The following is a 14,864-nucleotide window of genomic DNA, read 5'->3' on the forward strand; positions in this document are numbered from 1 at the left end:
GGCGCGTGTCCCGGGCTCGTACGCCGGCCTCGTGTCCCGGGGCCGGACGCCCGGTGTCACCCGGGGGAGGTGACATCTGTCAGCCCCAGGTCACGACCGCCGACACTGCCCCGGGCACCCGGTCTCCGGCGAGTCTTGGGGCATGACATCGACCCGCGCCACGGCCCCCGCCGTGGAGTTCACCTCGGCCGGCAAGACCTACGGCACCGTCCGGGCACTCGACAAACTGACCGTCAGCCTTCACCCCGGCGAGACCGTCGCCCTCCTCGGCCCCAACGGGGCGGGCAAGTCCACCACGCTCGACCTGCTGCTCGGACTGCGCAACCCGGACCCGGGTGGCCGGGTGCGGCTGTTCGGCGCCACGCCACGGCAGGCGGTGACCGGCGGCCGGGTGGGCGCCATGCTCCAGTCCGGCGGGCTGATGGAGGGCGTACGGGTTCGCGAACTGGTCGAGCTCGCCTGCGCTCTGCACCCGCGGGGCCACCCGGCCGAACGGGTGTTGTCGGACGCCCGGATCACCGAGCTGGCCGACCGGATGGTGGGCAAGCTGTCCGGCGGCCAGGAACAGCGGGTGCGGTTCGCGCTGGCCACGGCCGGGGACAGCGACCTGATCGTGCTGGACGAGCCCACCACCGGCATGGATGTCACCGCGCGCCGCGCCTTCTGGGCGGCCATGCGGGCGCAGGCCGCACAGGGCCGCACGGTCCTGTTCGCCACCCACTACCTGGAGGAGGCCGACGAGGTCGCCGACCGGGTACTGGTGCTGCACCGCGGGCGGCTGCTCGCCGACGGCAGCGCAGCCCGGATCAAGGCCATGGCGGGCGTGCGCCGGGTCGGCTTCACGCTGGACGCGGTGCCGGACGGGGTGCTGGAGGCCCAGCTGCGTGCCCTTCCCGGAGTCGCTGAACTCGACCTGGCCGGTGCCACCGTACGGCTGCGCTCCACCGACGCGGATGCCACCGTGCACGCGCTCTACGCGCTGGGGCTCCACCCGCATGACCTGGAGGTCACCGGGCTCGGCCTGGAAGAAGCGTTCGTCACCCTCACCACCCGCGCCGAGGAGACCGGCCACCGGGCGACCGAGAACAAGGCAGGCACCAAGTGAAGACCCTCGTCAAGCTGGAGATCACGCGCTCGCTGCGCAACAAGAAGTTCATGTTCTTCTCGGTGATCTATCCGCCGGTGCTCTATGTGATCATCGCGGGCCGGGACACCGCGGGGAACATGCCGGGTCTGCCGGTGGACCTGAAGCTGTACTACATGGTCGCCATGGCCGCCTTCGGTGCGATGACCGCCGTGCTGATGGGCAACAGCGAACGCATCGCCAAGGAGCGGGAGACCGGCTGGGTACGGCAGCTGCGGCTCACCGCGCTGCCGGGGCGCGGCTATGTCACCGCGAAGATCGCCTCGGCCGCCACCGTCAGTCTGCCCTCCATCCTGCTGGTCCTGCTGACCGGAGCCACCGTCATGGACGTACGGCTGGCAGCGTGGCAGTGGGGTGCCGTCGCCCTGTGCTCGTGGGCCGGCAGCTTCGTCTTCGCCGCGCTGGGGGTGGCCATCGGCTATCTGGCGACGGGGGACGCGGTGCGGCCGATCACGATGCTGTGCTACTTCGGGCTGGCGTTCACCGGCGGGCTGTGGTTGCCGATGTCGAGCCTCCCCGACTGGGTGCGGGCCATCGGTGAATGGATGCCCACCTACGCCTACACCGGGTTGGGCCGGGCCGTGGAGGTCGGCGAGGCACCGCACCTGGCCGACGCGGGGCTGCTGCTCGGCTATCTGGTGCTCTTCGCCGCAGTGGCCGCCTGGCTCTACCGCAAGGACACCCGGAAGGCATGATGCCTCCAGGTACGACGTAAGGACACGCACGACATGAGGAACCGTGGCATGGCGGACACCCGGCGGCCGGCCGCGGCCGGAGAGGGCGCCGGCCCGGGCGTGGACGCCCTGCGGCCGAACCCCGCGCGCGACCGGGTCCCGGCCTTCGGGGACGCCTTGGAGACCCGGCGCCGCAAGCGGTTCCGGATCGCCACGATCTGCGTCTGGATGGTCTTCCTCAGCGGCCCGGTGAGCGATCTGTGGACGGGCGACCACAGCGGTCCGGCACTCGCCGGTGCGGTGGCCGGGTTCGTGGCGTTCCTCGCCGCTTACCTCACGCTCGTCTACCGGCACATCAAGACCCCTTTCCCCCTGCGGGTGGTGTATCCGCTCCTCTTCTTCCTCTACGTCCTGGCCCTCGTCCTCTCGCTCACGGCGAGCGAGCTGTGGCTGGTGCTGTTCGTCTACGTCGCGGTGGCGATCGGTGCTGTGCTGCCCACCCGGCAGGCGGTGGCGGGCGTGGCGGCGTGCGTGCTGGCGCTGGCGGCGGTCGGTACGGACTTCGGGGCGCGGCCCACCTGGAGCGGATGGTCCGGCCTCGTGATCCCCTGCGTGCTGGCCGGTTTCGTGCTGATGTCCGCGCGCAAGACGATCCTGACGATGCGGGAGCTGCGCGAGACCCGGGCGGTGGTGGCGCAGCTGGCGGCCAACGAGGAGCGGCTGCGTCTCGCCCGGGACCTGCACGACCTGCTCGGGCACTCGCTGTCCCTCATCACCCTCAAGAGCGAGCTGGCGGGCCGGATGCTGCCCGCACGCCCCGAAGAGGCCGCCACCCAGGTCGCCGACATCGAACGCGTCAGCAGACAGGCACTGGTCGAAGTCCGCGAGGCGATCGGCGACTACCGGCGCCCCACCCTCGCCGTCGAACTCGCGGGCGCCCGCACCGCGCTGGAGGCGGCGGGTGTCGTCGCCGAGCTGCCGCACCGGCCGCCGCCCGTACGGCCGGCGCCCGAGCAGGAGGCGGCGCTGGCCTGGGCGCTGCGCGAGGCGGTCACCAACGTCGTACGGCACAGCGGCGCCACCCGCTGCACGGTGACCCTGCGGGATTGCGACGGCGACGGCGCTCCGGACGGTGACGGCCGGCGGCTCCTGCGGCTCACCGTCGCGGACGACGGCGAAGGCCCCACCGGTGCGGGCGAGGGCAACGGGCTGAGCGGGCTGCGGGAGCGGCTGGCGCCGGTCGGCGGCTCACTGTCGACCTCGGCGGGCGTGAACGGGGGCTTCACTCTGTGCGCCACCGTGCCGTCGCTACCCTGAGGCGGTGATCAGACTGCTGCTCGCCGAGGACCAGGCGATGGTCCGCGAGGCGCTCGCCGCGCTGCTGAGCCTGGAACCGGACATCGAGATCGCCGCCCAGGTCGGCAGGGGCGACGAGGTGCTGGACGCGGTCGCGGCCCACCGGCCGGACGTGGCGCTGCTGGACATCGAGATGCCCGGTCTGAGCGGTCTGGACGCGCTGGAGGGGCTGCGGTCCACGCACCCTTCGCTGAAGGTCGTCATCCTCACCACCTTCGGCCGGCCCGGCTATCTGCGCCGCGCCATGGAGTCGGGCGCCGACGCGTTCCTGGTCAAGGACGCGCCCGCGGCCCAACTCGCCGACGCCGTGCGCCGGGTGCGGGCGGGCGAGCGCGTCATCGACCCGGGGCTGGCCGCAGCCGCGCTCGCCGAGGGCGCCAGCCCGCTCACCGACCGGGAGCGCGATGTGCTGAGCGCGGCCCGTGAGGGCGCGGCCAACGCCGAGATCGCCGCGGCGCTGCACCTGTCGCACGGCACGGTCCGCAACTATCTGTCCACGGCCATCCAGAAGACCGGCGCCCGCAACCGGACCGAGGCCGTCCGTATCGCCCGCGACAAGGGCTGGCTGTAGAAAGCCACGGGCAGCGGGGGCCGGGGCCGTGCCGGCGGCCGGCCGACGCCGCGGCGTCCGCGACGTCAGTTCAGCCGGGCCCGAGCCGCCCGAGCCGCCCGGCGTACGTTCTCCGCCGCGTTGGGCTCCATCGTCGCGACGATATCCGCGTACTCCTCCATCTCCCGGGCGCCCCGGATGAATTCGCCCCGCTCCACCAGCAGCTGCGCCCGCTCGAAGCGGAGCCTGCCCGGGTGGTGGGGCAGCAGCAGGGACAGCTCGACCGCCCACAGACGCACACCGGACTGCTCGGGCCGCGGGCTGGCCCAGGCGCGGATGTTGTTGAGGATGCGCAGCACGGTCTCCAGGGGTCCGGCAGGCCGCAGTGAGGCAGCCGACAGCGGCGTCCCCCCGGTGGCACCGGCGACCATGACGGACAGCTCCTCCTCGCCGAGCTGCTTGCCTCCGGCGAACGGGTCGGCCAGTACGTGGGAGGCGCCCGGGTCACCGAAGCCCACCACGAAGTGTCCCGGCAGCGCCACCCCGTACACCGGCGCACCGGCGCGGCGGGCCACCTCCGTCCAGACCACCGACAGCAGGATCGGCAGGCCGCGCCGCCGCCGCAGCACCTCGGGCAGCAGCGAGGACTCCAGCCGCTGGTAGTCCGAGGAGGAGCCGGCGAACCCCTGCTCCTCGCCGAGCACCTGCTGCAGCGTGCGCGCCCACTGGGCGGGCGTACGGCCGCGCTCGAACGGCAACAGTCCGGCCAGCCGGTCGAGTTCCGCCTGCCCCTCGTCCAGGATCCGGTCGAGGGCCGACTCGTCGTCCGGTGTGTGCTCCTGCTCGCCGGCCGCGTCCCCGGCCGCGTCCCCGGCCGCGTCCCCGGTCGCGTTCCCCTGGGTGCCGAGGACCGCCTCCGCGCCGATCAGCAGGCACAGCAGCGCCAGATCAGGGCGCTCCTCACGGGCCGCCTCGGCGAACCGCCGCCTGACCGCGCTCCGTGCCCCCTCGTCGCCGACACCCTCGCCGCCCGCACCGTTTCCGCCGCCCATCTCAGTCCTGCGGGGCGCGGAGGTAGAAGTACGCGTGGTGGTCGGCGAACCCCAGCCGCTCGTAGAGGGCACGCGCTGCCGCGTTGTCCCGCTCCACCTGCAGATAGGCGGCCGAGGCACCCTCGGCGAGCGTCGCGCGGGCCAGCTCGCCCGTCACCGCCTGCGCGAGCCCCTGCCGACGCCGCCGGGGGGCGACCTCTATGGCGGCGAACCCGGCCCAGCGGCCGTCCACCACGCACCGCCCGATCGCCACGGGGGAGCCGTCCTCGTCGAGCACGGTCGCGAACCACACCGAGGGCCCGCCCGCCAGCACCTGCCGCGCGGCGTCCGAGAGCCCGCCGCCGTCCGCCCTGTTGTAGAGGGAGACCCACCGCTCGTCCGGCGCGCGGTGCAACAGCACCCTTTCGTCCGGCTCCCTGTCGGCCAGCGGGGCCAGCGCGCCGACCTGTATCAACGCGTGGCGCTCGGCCGTCCAGCCGCGCTCGCGCAGCTGACCGGCGAGGATCGCGTCCTTCTCGGCGGCGACCTGCACCCGCGCGGGCAGCCCGCGCTCGCCGTACCAGGCGGTGACCCGCTCCAGGGCCGCCCGCAGCGGCAGCCCGGGATCGTCCAGGACGAGCACGGAGTTCGCCCGCGAGGTGAAACCGCCCGCGGCCCGCAGCGTCCACCCGCCCAATTGCTCCGACTCGACCGGCGGCCAGCCCCTGGCGGCGACGGTGACGAGCTCCGCCACATCGGCGGCGGGCAGCCCCCGGCGGCGCGCCGGAGTGCGGGGTACGACCTTTCCAGCGACCATCGATGCCTCCTCGATCTCGACCTGCTCACCATCGCGTCGGGTGATCCTGAGCACGCCCCCGGTCCACGATGTGAGAATGCCGAGCGTGTCCGTGAATCGTCCGCGCGGCTCTTCCGCCGCCGTCAACGACCGCACCGAGACACGTCTGCCCACGTCGGAAGGGGTGATGCGGACCTCCAAGCGTCCGCCCGTGGTGAATTCCACAGTTCTGATCGCCCCTCCTGTTCGTCTTGTCTCCGCGAACGGAGATACTAGGTGTGGGCATCGCCGCCGTCCGAAGCGAAAGAGCGCTCCCGCGCGCCCGCGGCGGAGCCGGGCACCGGCCCGCCAGCCCTAACGAGGAGGAACGACAGCGTGACTTACGTCATCGCGGAGCCTTGTGTCGACCTGAAGGACAAGGCTTGCATCGAGGAGTGCCCGGTCGACTGCATCTACGAGGGCCAGCGGTCCTTGTACATCCACCCGGACGAGTGCGTCGACTGCGGTGCCTGCGAGCCCGTCTGCCCGGTCGAGGCCATCTTCTACGAAGATGACACTCCCGAGGAGTGGAAGGACTACTACAAGGCCAATGTCGAGTTCTTCGACGACCTCGGCTCTCCCGGCGGTGCCAGCAAGCTCGGCCTGATCGAGAAGGACCACCCGCTCATCGCCGCGCTTCCGCCCCAGGAACACGACGAGTGACCCACGGGTGCACCCCGCGAGTGAGCCACTGGCACGACGAGTAGCTCCTCAGCAGTCCCGTACGGCGACCCCAGCGTCCTGTCGTACGGGACTGCGGCGTTCGGGGCCGTACCGGTCGGCTGTCTTCGAGAACCGGCTGTCTTTTGGAAAGCGAGCACCATGCCCTCCGTCTCCGACCGCCTCCCCACCTTCCCCTGGGACCGGCTAGAGCCGTACAAGACCACCGCCGCCGGGCACCCCGACGGCATCGTCGACCTGTCGGTCGGCACCCCCGTCGACCCGGTACCCGCGCTGGTCAGGCGCGCGCTGACCGAGGCGGCCGACAGCCCCGGCTACCCCACCGTGTGGGGGACCCAGGCGCTGCGGGACGCGCTCACCGGCTGGTGTGAGCGCCGACTGGGCGCGCAGGACGTCACCGACCGGAACGTGCTGCCCGTCGTCGGCTCCAAGGAGCTGGTGGCCTGGCTGCCCACCCAGCTCGGCCTGGGCCCGGGCGACCGGGTGGCCTTCCCCCGGCTCGCCTACCCGACCTACGAGGTCGGCGCCCGGCTCGCCGGGGCCGACCACATCGCCTACGACGACCCCCTGGAGCTGGACCCGGCCGGGCTCGCGCTGCTGTGGCTCAACTCCCCCTCCAACCCGACCGGCCAGGTGCTGCCCCCCGAGAAGCTGCGCGCCGTCGTCGCCTGGGCGCGGGAGCACGACGTGCTGGTCGTCAGCGACGAGTGCTACCTGGAGCTCGGCTGGGAGACGGAGCCGGTCTCCGTACTGCACCCGGACGTGTGCGGCGGCTCCTACGCGGGCCTGGTGGCCGTCCACTCCCTCTCCAAGCGCTCCAACCTCGCCGGCTACCGCGCCGCGTTCATCGCGGGCGACAGCGATGTGCTCGGCGAACTGCTGCAGATCCGCAAGCACGGCGGGATGATGACGCCGGCGCCCGTACAGGCGGCGGCCGTCGCCGCACTCGGCGACGACCACCACGTGGCCGAACAGCGGGAGCGCTACCGCGCCCGGCGTACCGCCTTGCGCGGAGCGCTGGAAGCCGCGGGCTTCCGGATCGAGCACAGCGAGGCGTCCCTGTACCTGTGGGCCACCCGGGACGAGTCCTGCTGGGACACCGTGGCCGACCTCGCCAAGCGCGGGGTCCTCGTCGCCCCGGGCGACTTCTACGGCCCGGCGGGGGCACGGCACGTACGGGTCGCGTTCACCGCCACGGACGAGCGCGTCGCCGCCGCCGCCCTTCGGCTGCGGGAGTAGCGGACATGCGAAGGGGCCGCCCGGACCGGTGAGGTCCGGGCGGCCCCTTCGTGGCCTCCGCGCAGTGGGACCGGCCGCACGGGCGGGACCGGCAACCACTGCGGGGAACGCCCTCGACCGGGGACGCCTCAGCCGAGGGGGAGCCCCCCGAGGTTGGTGGTGGAGGGAAGGCGGGTGTCGGCGGCGGCCGAGGCGGCCTGCCCGAGCACGTCACCGGCCTCGCCGACGGCGTTGCCCGCCAGGTGCTGCGCGGCCGGGGCCACGGTCCTACCGGTCTTGCCCACGGTACGGCCGGCAGCCGGCACGGCCTTCTTGACGGCCTCGCCGCCGGTCTCACCGGCGAGCGTGCTGGTGTCGCGGGCCGTCTTGTCCAGCGTGTTGCCGACGCCCTCGCCGTCCAGGTTGCTGACCCCGCCCACGGGGCTCGCGGGCAGTTCCACGGCGCTCGCGGCTCCGGCGGCACCGACGACGGTGGCAGCGCCGGCTGCCGTCAGCAGCGCGGTGCGGGCGATCCGGCGCGTGAGGGGGTTGGACATGGTGCTCCTTTGACGGAGAGGGGTTCTTGGCGTGTCAGCCGGGGTCCCCCGGTCAGACGCAGTGCCTATCGGCCCAAGTGCCATGGAGGTTGCGGGGGACGCGGGTAAAGGATTGGCAATCCAGGTTTGCCGCGCGAGCCGTCAAACTGGGCATTCCTCGCAGGCGGTTGACCTGTACCGGAGGAGCCGAACGGGTCGCTGCCAGGCACGATTCGCCGAACGGGTTCACTCCTCGCGGCGACCGCCGCGCGAGGGAAGAAACGTCCACCCTGTGGACCGGCTTCGCCCCTGCGGGGGAAGGGCTGGACTAGTGACCGGTGACGAGCCGCAGCTCCACCGCACCGTCCCGGGCGCGGTCCTTCCCGCCGCTCTTCGCGTCGCCCGTACCGACCTTGCGCCAGCCGTCCTCGGAGCGCTCGGCGGTCCATAGGAAGCCGCCGTAGGAGATTCGCTCGATGTGCAGCCCGGCGGCGTTGGCGACCGCCCAGTGGGCCAGCTCCCAGCCCTGGCGCCGGCCGTGTGCGGGCACCGAGACGGTGGGCGCGCTCTCGGCCCGCGCGGCGGCGTGCGCCCCGGCCCGCGCTGTGGTGCGGGCGGCAGCGCGTGCGGTGGTACGCGCGGGAGCCTGCGCCGCGGGGCGGGTCGCGGTGTGTGCCGCGCTGCCGCGTGCCGCCGGGGCGGTCAGCGTGCCGGTGCCGTCGGCGAGCACGTCCCGGCCGAACTCCCGCACCAGCCGCTCGCGTACGTCCTTCGGGTTCCCCGGCTCGGCCGTGCCCTGGCCGCCTGTCGTGCAGGTGAGTGCGGCAGGCCGGCGGCCGGTGAGCGCACCCGTCAGCAGGGTGGCGTTCATCTCGTGCTTGGCGTACGCCTGCGGATATCCGCTGCGCTGCACCCGCTGGGCGGCGACGGTCAGCGGCAGCCGGGAGTAGCCCGGGACCTTCACCAGGTGGTCGTAGAACCGGTCAGCCGAGTAGACCGGGTCCTGGATCTGCTTCAGAGTGCCCCAGCCCTGCGAGGGGCGCTGCTGGAAGAGACCGACCGAGTCGCGGTCCCCGTGGCCGATATTGCGCAGCTGCGACTCCTGCATGGCCGTGGCCAGGGCTATCGTCACCGCCCGCTCGGGCAGCCCGCGCTGGGAGGCGACCGCGGCGATGGTCGCGGCGTTGGCGGCCTGCACGGGGGTGAGTTCGTACGTCTGCGCGGGGTCGGAGGAGGCGGCGGAGCCGCCCGAGGTGCCGGACGCGCCGGAGGTGCCGGAGCCGGTGTCCTTGTCGCCCGTGGCGCGCACGGTGCACATCGCGCCGCCCTGCCCCGACAGTCCGCGCACCGCGATGTACGCGGTGACGGCGAGCAGCACGGCGCAGGCCACGGCGATCCTGAAGAGCCTGCCGCGGCCCCCGGGTCGGGACATGCCCGCGGGCATGCGTGGCGGGCGGGCCGATCGTGAGTGGGGCACGCGCTCCAAGGTAGCCGTTGGGGGCGACAGCGCCTGCGGCACGGGGCACGCCGCGCCTCGCGCTGCGGCCGCCGTAGGCTGTGGGCATGCCTCACAGCGCACTCGACCTGCAGCAGGACGCCGCCCGGCTCACCGCGCGGCTGGTGGACTTCCCTTCCGAGAGCGGGAACGAGAAGGCGCTCGCCGACGCCGTCCAGGAGGCACTTTCCCGACTGCCCCACCTGAGCGTCGACCGGTACGGCAACAACGTCGTGGCCCGCACGGACCTCGGCCGGGCCGAACGCGTCATCCTCGCGGGTCATATCGACACGGTGCCGATCGCCGAGAACGTGCCCTCCCGGCTGGACGAGGACGGGCTGCTGTGGGGCTGCGGCACCAGCGACATGAAGGCGGGCGTGGCGGTGCAGCTGCGGATCGCCGCGACGGTGCCCGAACCCAACCGCGACCTGACGTTCGTCTTCTACGACAACGAGGAGGTCGCGGCGCACCTCAACGGCCTCGGGCATGTGGCGGCGGCCCACCCCGACTGGCTGGCGGGCGATTTCGCCGTGCTGCTCGAACCGTCCGAGGGCCAGGTCGAGGGGGGCTGCCAGGGCACGCTGCGGGTGCGGCTGAGCATGCGCGGCATCCGGGCGCACTCGGCACGCGGCTGGATGGGTGCCAACGCGATCCACGCCGCCGGGCCGGTGCTGGAGCGCCTGGCCGGCTACCGGCCGCGGCGGCCGGTGATCGACGGGCTGGAGTACCGGGAGGGCCTCAACGCCGTCGGTATCGAGGGCGGGGTGGCGGGCAACGTCATCCCGGACCTGTGCACCGTCACGGTCAACTTCCGCTACGCACCCGACCGCAGCGAGCAGGAGGCGCTGGAGCATGTGCGCGAGGTGTTCGCCGGGTGCGACATCGAGGAGTTCGAGGTGGACGACAGCTCGCCCGGCGCGCTGCCCGGCCTCTCGCATCCGGCGGCCCGTGCCTTCCTCGCGGCGGTGGGAGGCGAACCGCAGCCCAAGTTCGGCTGGACCGACGTCTCCCGCTTCAGCGCTCTGGGGGTACCCGCCGTCAACTACGGTCCGGGGGACCCCAACCTCGCCCACAAGCGGGACGAGCGGGTGGAGACCGCGCTCATCACCCGGTGCGAGGAGCGGCTGCGCAGCTGGCTGACCGCCTGACCCGGACGCCGGGCGGCCGCCGCTCGGCCGGCGCCCCCCGGCCTGCCCGTGGGGCCACCGGTCCGCCGCCCGGTCATCTGCCGGTAGGAGAACCGACGGCTGCCGGACGCGCGAATACCCGGCGGTCCCCTTCGCCGTCCGCATACCCTGAGGCGGAAAGATCGCAGGCGGAAGGAGTGTCGTAAATGACCGACGGACCCGGCAAGGAGCCGAAGGAACAACGGCTGGGCCCTGTCGTGCGCCGCCGCGACCAGGTGCAGCCGGGGACCACGGACCAGCGGCTGCTGGACACCGCGGGCCCCTCCGACTTCATCCACCAGGACCCCTGGCGGGTGATGCGCATCCAGTCCGAGTTCGTCGAGGGGTTCGGAGCCCTGGCCGAACTCGGGCCGGCCATCAGCGTCTTCGGCTCGGCCCGCACCCCCGTGGACGCGCCCGAGTACGACAAGGGCGTCCGTATCGGCCGGGCACTGGCCGAGGCGGGCTTCGCCGTCATCACCGGGGGCGGCCCCGGGGCGATGGAGGCGGCCAACAAGGGCGCGCTGGAGGCGGACGGCACCTCGGTGGGGCTCGGTATCGAGCTCCCCTTCGAGCAGGGCATGAACAAGTACGTCGACATCGGGATCAACTTCCGGTACTTCTTCGTCCGCAAGACGATGTTCGTCAAGTACGCCAGCGGTTTCGTCGTCCTGCCCGGCGGGCTGGGCACGCTGGACGAGCTGTTCGAGGCGCTGACCCTGGTGCAGACCCAGAAGGTCACCCGCTTCCCGATCGTGCTGTACGGCACGGAGTACTGGAAGGGGCTCATCGACTGGGTGCGCGGCTCCGTCGTCGAGGGCGGCAAGGCCTCCGAACGGGACCTGGAGCTCTTCCACGTCACCGACGACGTCGACGAGGCCGTCGCACTGGTGACCAAGGAGGTCGGCGGCTAGGGCTTGCCGGGCGTGCCCGAAGAGTGCGGGGAACTGCTCCCTGGGGGTACCTCCCGGCCGAGGCTGGGGGGCTCCGGCCGGGTGGGGGTGCCCCCGGCCGAAGGCTGGGGGAGTGCCCCCACAGCCCCCACGGACGTGCAGTCCGCATCGGACAGGCAGGGGCACCCCTTCCTTCACCGGAACAACGCGGAAGGCAGGCTGCCCGAGAGGGTCAGGCGAGCCCTCGGCGGGCCACCGCAGGTGCACGGTGGCCCGCGATGGAGGCCACCATGTCGAGCACCTGCTTGGTCTCCGCCACCTCGTGCACCCGGTAGACCCGCGCCCCGAGCCAGGCGGAGACGGCGGTGGTCGCCAGGGTGCCGATCAGCCGCTCCTTGACGGGGCGGTTCAGCGTCTCGCCCACGAAGTCCTTGTTGGACAGCGAGACCAGCACCGGCCAGCCCGTCTCCGTGAGCCGGGTCAGCTCCCGCGTCGCCTCCAGCGAGTGCCGGGTGGACTTGCCGAAGTCGTGTCCGGGGTCGATGAGGATGCCGTCCCGGCGCACCCCGAGCTCCACCGCCCGCTCGGCCAGTCCGAGCGTCACCCGAAGGATGTCGTCGACCACTCCGCTGGGGCCTCCCGCGCCCTGCGCCCCCGCCTTCGCCGCCGGCTCGTACGCCACCCGGTGCGGGCGGGTACGGGGCTCGGCGCCGCCCGCGTGGGTGCACACCAGCCCGGCTCCGTACCGTGCGGCCACCTCGGCCAGTCGGGGGTCGATCCCGCCCCAGGCGTCGTTGAGCAGGTCGGCGCCCGCCTCGCAGACGGCCTCGCCCACCTCGTGCCGCCAGGTGTCGACGCTGATCACCACGTCCGGCCAGCGCCGCCGCACCTCGGCGACGAAGCCGACCGTGCGCCGCGCCTCCTCCTCGGCCGTCACCTCGTCGCCCGGGCCGGCCTTCACTCCGCCTATGTCGACGACCGCGGCGCCTTCGGCGACCGCCTGCTCGACCCGGTCGAGCGCGGGTTCGTCGCGGAAGGTGGCGCCGCGGTCGTAGAAGGAATCCGGCGTCCGGTTCACGATCGCCATGATCACCGGTTCCCGCTCACCGAACTCGCGCGTGCCCAGGCGCAGCATCAGCCATCCTCTTCCTCTCGACGGTGCCCGCCTGCTGCCCGCACCCGCGTGGCCCGTGCACCGATCCCCGCCGCCGACCATAGCTGTCACCGGGCCGTGGCACGATCAGGGTCGGCCCACATCCGGCAACCACTCGGGGAGTCGATCCGTGTTCGTGTTCCTGCTGCTCTCGCTTGTCGTGGTCGTCGCCGCGGTGACGCTCGCCATCGTCGGGAGCGGTGACCGGCCCGGCAGCGGGATCCGCGGCGCGACGGGCGGGCTGACCGACGCGCCTCCCGATCTGCTGGACGAGCCGCTGCCGCCCGAGCGCCCCGTCACCCACGCGGATGTCGCCGGGCTGCGGCTGGCCGTCGGGGTGCGCGGATACCGCATGGAGCAGGTCGACGACGTCCTCGACCGGCTCGGCGCCGAAATCGCCGAGCGGGACGCACGGATCGCCGAACTGGAGTCGGCCCTGGCCGGCGCCCAGGCCGTCGCGATGGGCCGCGCGGAGCCGGGTCACCCCGGGGAGGGCCGCCCGGCCGAGCCGGGGCGACAGCAGACCGGGCAGCAGACCGGGCAGCGGACCGAAGAACACGACGCGGGCCCGTTCGCGGAAGGGCCGGAGGGGGACGCGAGATGACCATCGAACCGGAGACGACGGCGGTGTCCGCCGAGATCGAGGGCGGGGCACGGCCGGGGCCGGACGGCCGGCTGCGCTGCCCCTGGGGCACCACGCCGGAGGACTACGCGGCCTACCACGACACCGAGTGGGGTCGGCCGGTGCACGGCGACGACGCGCTCTTCGAGCGGCTGTGCCTGGAGGGTTTCCAGTCCGGGCTGTCCTGGCTGACGATCCTGCGCAAGCGCGAGGCGTTCCGTGCCGCCTTCGCCGACTTCCACATCCCCGCTGTCGCGCGGTTCACCGAGGAGGACGAGCGACGGCTGCTGGCCGACAGCGGCATCGTGCGCAACCGCGCCAAGATCGGCGCCGCGCTCGCCAACGCCCGGGTGGCCGCGGAGTGGGCGCCGGGGGAGCTGGACCGCCTCGTGTGGTCGTACGCCCCCGACCCGGCCTCCCGCCGGGCCCCCCGTACGACGGCGGAGGTGCCCGGCAGTACGCCCGAGTCCACGGCGCTGGCCAAACAGCTCAAGAAGCGCGGGTTCCGCTTCGTCGGCCCCACGACCGCGTACGCGCTGATGCAGGCGTGCGGTCTGGTCGACGACCACCTGGCGGACTGCTGGTGCCGTCAGCAGCAGCCCGCCGCGGGCGCGCCGGTCAGCGGCCGGTGAAGCGGGGCCGCTCCTTCTTCACGAACGCCTCCACCGCGATGCGGTGGTCCGCGGAACCGCCGACCCGCACCTGGAGTTCCGCCTCCTTGTCGAGCGTCTCTGCCAGGGAGTGGGAAGAGCCGTAGGCCAGGGACTCCTTGAGCGCGGCATAGGCGGCGGTCGGCCCCTCGGCGAGTGTGCGGGCGACGGCCTCGGCCTCGGCGGCGAGCTCGGCGGCGGGCACCACCCGGTTGACCAGCCCCAGCGCCAGCGCCTCGTCCGCCTTGACGCTGCGCGGGAAGAGCAGCAGCTCCGCGGCCCGACTCGGACCCACCAGCCGCGGCAGGGTCCAGGAGACGCCCGAGTCGGCGGAGAGCGCCACTCCGGCGAAGGAGGTGTTGAACGCCGCGGTGTCCGCCATCACCCGGTGGTCGCATGCGAACGCGAAGCCCGCCCCGGCTCCGGCGGCCACCCCGTTCACCCCCGCCACCACGGGCTTGGGCATGCCGGCGAGCGTCAGCGTGATCGGGTTGTAGTGCTCCTCGACCGTGTTCAGGGCGTTTCCGCCGGCCCGCTCCAGGGATCCGGTGTGCTCCTTGAGGTCCTGGCCCACGCAGAAGGCCCGGCCGCTGCCGGTGAGCAGCACGGCACGGACCGTGTCGTCGTCGGCGGCCCGCCGGAGGGTGTCCCGCAGGGCGACCTTGGTCTCGTTGTCGAGGGCGTTCATCGCGTCGGGGCGGTTGAGGGTGACCGTCGCGAGGCCCTCGTTCACTTCGTAGCGCACGGTGTCGGACATGTGCTCAGCATGGCGTAGATCATCGGGCCCGCACAGGGCACGCACCCGCTTGTGGGGGCCGCCGGATGTGACCTGCGTCTAACGGCCGGGAACCGGCGGTGGA

The 14,864-nt window shown here is 73.1% G+C and carries 16 protein-coding genes; 10 read left to right on the top strand and 6 right to left on the bottom strand.

Features of this window, described 5'->3' with window-relative positions; translation table 11 throughout:
• The first annotated feature begins 142 nt into the window (after positions 1-142).
• Genes KBY19_RS15345 through KBY19_RS15360 form a run of 4 tightly spaced genes read left to right on the top strand, consistent with a single transcriptional unit; the run spans position 143 to position 3,745 of the window.
• Positions 143-1,105 carry an ABC transporter ATP-binding protein gene (locus tag KBY19_RS15345; protein ID WP_185018060.1) on the top strand — a complete coding sequence of 321 codons (963 nt, stop codon included), beginning with the start codon at positions 143-145 and terminating at the stop codon, positions 1,103-1,105.
• Positions 1,102-1,839, top strand: coding sequence for an ABC transporter permease (locus tag KBY19_RS15350; RefSeq protein WP_185018061.1), 738 nt, complete (start codon positions 1,102-1,104; stop codon positions 1,837-1,839). Before KBY19_RS15345 ends, KBY19_RS15350 begins: the two co-directional genes overlap by 4 nt.
• Before the next feature lie 33 nt (positions 1,840-1,872).
• Complete coding sequence (locus tag KBY19_RS15355) at positions 1,873-3,135, top strand: sensor histidine kinase (RefSeq protein WP_247691005.1); 1,263 nt, start codon at positions 1,873-1,875, stop codon at positions 3,133-3,135.
• Between the two features lie 37 nt (positions 3,136-3,172).
• A complete protein-coding gene (locus KBY19_RS15360; RefSeq protein ID WP_247691012.1) occupies positions 3,173-3,745 on the top strand; it encodes a response regulator transcription factor in 573 nt (190 codons plus the stop codon).
• A 65-nt stretch (positions 3,746-3,810) separates the two neighbouring features.
• Here KBY19_RS15360 and KBY19_RS15365 read toward each other — a convergent pair whose 3' ends face one another.
• Both KBY19_RS15365 and KBY19_RS15370 read right to left on the bottom strand, forming a co-directional pair.
• Positions 3,811-4,776: a transglutaminase-like domain-containing protein gene (locus tag KBY19_RS15365; protein ID WP_210965969.1), complete on the bottom strand. Its 966-nt coding sequence runs from the start codon at positions 4,774-4,776 to the stop codon at positions 3,811-3,813.
• Position 4,777: 1 nt separating this feature from the next.
• Positions 4,778-5,776, bottom strand: a complete 999-nt coding sequence (locus KBY19_RS15370) for a GNAT family N-acetyltransferase (protein WP_099883873.1) — start codon at positions 5,774-5,776, stop codon at positions 4,778-4,780.
• Between the two features lie 150 nt (positions 5,777-5,926).
• On the opposite strand from KBY19_RS15370, the gene fdxA reads away from it, so the two are divergent.
• Entirely contained in the window at positions 5,927-6,253 is a 327-nt protein-coding gene (gene fdxA, locus KBY19_RS15375) for a ferredoxin (protein WP_016469573.1), read from the top strand.
• Between the two features lie 159 nt (positions 6,254-6,412).
• Complete coding sequence (dapC, locus tag KBY19_RS15380) at positions 6,413-7,510, top strand: succinyldiaminopimelate transaminase (RefSeq protein WP_210965970.1); 1,098 nt, start codon at positions 6,413-6,415, stop codon at positions 7,508-7,510.
• A gap of 128 nt (positions 7,511-7,638) precedes the next feature.
• On the opposite strand, the gene KBY19_RS15385 is transcribed toward dapC, so the two are convergent.
• Both KBY19_RS15385 and KBY19_RS15390 read right to left on the bottom strand, forming a co-directional pair.
• Positions 7,639-8,046, bottom strand: a complete 408-nt coding sequence (locus KBY19_RS15385; RefSeq protein ID WP_099883875.1) for an ATP-binding protein — start codon at positions 8,044-8,046, stop codon at positions 7,639-7,641.
• Positions 8,047-8,353: 307 nt separating this feature from the next.
• Entirely contained in the window at positions 8,354-9,457 is a 1,104-nt protein-coding gene (locus tag KBY19_RS15390; protein ID WP_247691006.1) for a heavy metal transporter, read from the bottom strand.
• A 131-nt stretch (positions 9,458-9,588) separates the two neighbouring features.
• Between KBY19_RS15390 and dapE the strand changes: the two genes are divergently transcribed.
• Together dapE and KBY19_RS15400 are read left to right on the top strand one after the other, a co-directional pair.
• On the top strand, positions 9,589-10,668 hold the full coding sequence (dapE, locus tag KBY19_RS15395; RefSeq protein ID WP_210965971.1) for a succinyl-diaminopimelate desuccinylase: 1,080 nt from the start codon (positions 9,589-9,591) through the stop codon (positions 10,666-10,668).
• Positions 10,669-10,853: 185 nt separating this feature from the next.
• Positions 10,854-11,600 carry a TIGR00730 family Rossman fold protein gene (locus KBY19_RS15400; RefSeq protein ID WP_099883881.1) on the top strand — a complete coding sequence of 249 codons (747 nt, stop codon included), beginning with the start codon at positions 10,854-10,856 and terminating at the stop codon, positions 11,598-11,600.
• 211 nt (positions 11,601-11,811) lie between these two features.
• On the opposite strand, the gene folP is transcribed toward KBY19_RS15400, so the two are convergent.
• The gene (folP, locus tag KBY19_RS15405; protein ID WP_099883883.1) at positions 11,812-12,714 is read right to left on the bottom strand and encodes a dihydropteroate synthase; all 903 of its coding nucleotides are present in this window, start codon (positions 12,712-12,714) and stop codon (positions 11,812-11,814) included.
• A gap of 148 nt (positions 12,715-12,862) precedes the next feature.
• On the opposite strand from folP, the gene KBY19_RS15410 reads away from it, so the two are divergent.
• Together KBY19_RS15410 and KBY19_RS15415 are read left to right on the top strand one after the other, a co-directional pair.
• The gene (locus tag KBY19_RS15410) at positions 12,863-13,336 is read left to right on the top strand and encodes a DivIVA domain-containing protein (RefSeq protein WP_210965972.1); all 474 of its coding nucleotides are present in this window, start codon (positions 12,863-12,865) and stop codon (positions 13,334-13,336) included.
• On the top strand, positions 13,333-13,986 hold the full coding sequence (locus KBY19_RS15415; RefSeq protein ID WP_099883887.1) for a DNA-3-methyladenine glycosylase I: 654 nt from the start codon (positions 13,333-13,335) through the stop codon (positions 13,984-13,986). Before KBY19_RS15410 ends, KBY19_RS15415 begins: the two co-directional genes overlap by 4 nt.
• Here KBY19_RS15415 and KBY19_RS15420 read toward each other — a convergent pair.
• A complete protein-coding gene (locus tag KBY19_RS15420) occupies positions 13,973-14,761 on the bottom strand; it encodes an enoyl-CoA hydratase-related protein (protein ID WP_099883890.1) in 789 nt (262 codons plus the stop codon). The two genes, KBY19_RS15415 and KBY19_RS15420, sit on opposite strands and share 14 nt — an antisense overlap.
• Positions 14,762-14,864: the final 103 nt, after the last annotated feature.

The sequence above is a fragment of the Streptomyces sp. B15 genome, assembly GCF_018070605.1.
Lineage (GTDB): Bacteria > Actinomycetota > Actinomycetes > Streptomycetales > Streptomycetaceae > Streptomyces > Streptomyces smyrnaeus.